At 54.1% G+C, this 1,363-nt stretch carries 2 protein-coding genes; both read right to left on the bottom strand.

All coding sequences use genetic code 11. From position 1 onward, the window contains the following. Window positions 1-53: 53 nt before the first annotated feature. On the bottom strand, window positions 54-839 hold the full coding sequence (istB, locus tag PPOP_RS06205) for an IS21-like element helper ATPase IstB (RefSeq protein ID WP_006285267.1): 786 nt from the start codon (window positions 837-839) through the stop codon (window positions 54-56). Beyond that, the coding region (locus tag PPOP_RS22565) for a Mu transposase domain-containing protein (protein ID WP_006285266.1) at window positions 836-1,363 on the bottom strand (528 nt) is incomplete at its 5' end. The genes PPOP_RS22565 and istB, both read right to left, overlap by 4 nt.

Genomic DNA, 1,363 nt, shown 5'->3' with positions numbered 1-1,363 from the left:
TGTCAATATCGCTCGAAAATTCCCCAAAAGTATCGCTCGAAAATTCCCCAATTTCATCGGTCGGCTTCAGCATCGCCTATTGAATCAGGACGAAAGAAGCCGGCCTTTTTCTTATCTTTGATGCGATAGCTCTCACCTTTGATATTGACGGTGCTGGAGTGGTGGAGAAGGCGGTCAAGGATCGCCGTTGCCAGCACCGTGTCACCAAAGATATCACCCCAAGCGCCGAACGTCTTGTTTGACGTCAGCATAATCGAGCCGCGCTCATAGCGCTCGGAGACGATCTGGAAGAAGAAGTGGGCGGCCGTTTCGTCCATCTTCCGGTACCCGATCTCGTCAATGATGAGCAGATCCGGCTTAATAAACATTCTGATCTTCTGTTTGATCGTGTTCGTCAAATGAGCCGACTGCAGCGTCTGCACAAGATCATGAGCGGTGATGAAATAGACCGTATACCGCTGCTTGATCGCCTCAAGCCCCAGCGCCACAGCCAGATGCGTTTTGCCTACACCAGGCGGTCCAAGGAAGATAAGATTCTCTTGGTGCTCCACAAAGCGAAGTGTGGAGAGATCCCGGATCCGTCGCTCGTCGACGGATGGCTGGAAGGCGAAGTCAAACTGATCCAGCGTCTTGCGGAATGGCAGGTGCGCGAGGCGCGTCCGGGTTTGGATAAACCGGTCGTGCTTGGCAAGCAATTCTTCAGCCAGAAGCTTGTCCAAAAACTCCAGATACGGTATATTGGCTTTAGACGCTTCTTCGGCGTGCTGATGGATGATCTCCGGTATGCGAACCCACCCAAAGTGGCGAATCGCTGCCTCCAATCGTTCTTGCAGAATCATTGGGGCACCACCTCTTCCATGAGCGAGTCATAGACCGAAAGCGAGCGTTCCAACACTTCTGGCGTAGTTTGTGTGACATAGCGAGGCGTGGGTTCTCCAACCGGACGACTCGCTATGCTGCGAATGCCCTCGAAGTGTTTTTTGTTGCTGACGATTTGGTGTCGTCCCATGGATTTCGGATGCTCAGCGATGAGCTGTCCGCCGGCGTAGAAGTGAAGCGTACCGTTCTTCTCGTCCTGTACCTCCACGATGGAGCCGACATACTGAAATGGAACAGTGTACCGATTCGCCTCGAAGGAGACGTAACAGTCGCTGGATACCTTCCGCTGGTGCCGCTCTGCGTGTGCGAAGGCGATCGCGGTGACTGGGTTCAGCGTTTCCTCTTTCCGCATTTCCGCCGGCACCCGGAATGTTGTCCCGTGCAGTCGCAGGTTGGCGACGGTGTCAAGCCAGTGACGCACTTGGCGATTGAGATCCTGCAGTCCGGTGAAGGAACGTACGCGTGGCCAGAAGTTCTTTCGAAC

Source organism: Paenibacillus popilliae ATCC 14706 (genome assembly GCF_000315235.1).
Classification (GTDB): domain Bacteria; phylum Bacillota; class Bacilli; order Paenibacillales; family Paenibacillaceae; genus Paenibacillus_B; species Paenibacillus_B popilliae.
This window is presented reverse-complemented; position numbering and strand designations above follow the sequence as displayed.

Excerpts from the sequence above, each read along its gene's own strand:
- istB (WP_006285267.1), bottom strand. The coding sequence starts at position 839 with ATGATTCTGCAAGAACGATTGGAGGCAGCGATTCGCCACTTTGGGTGG.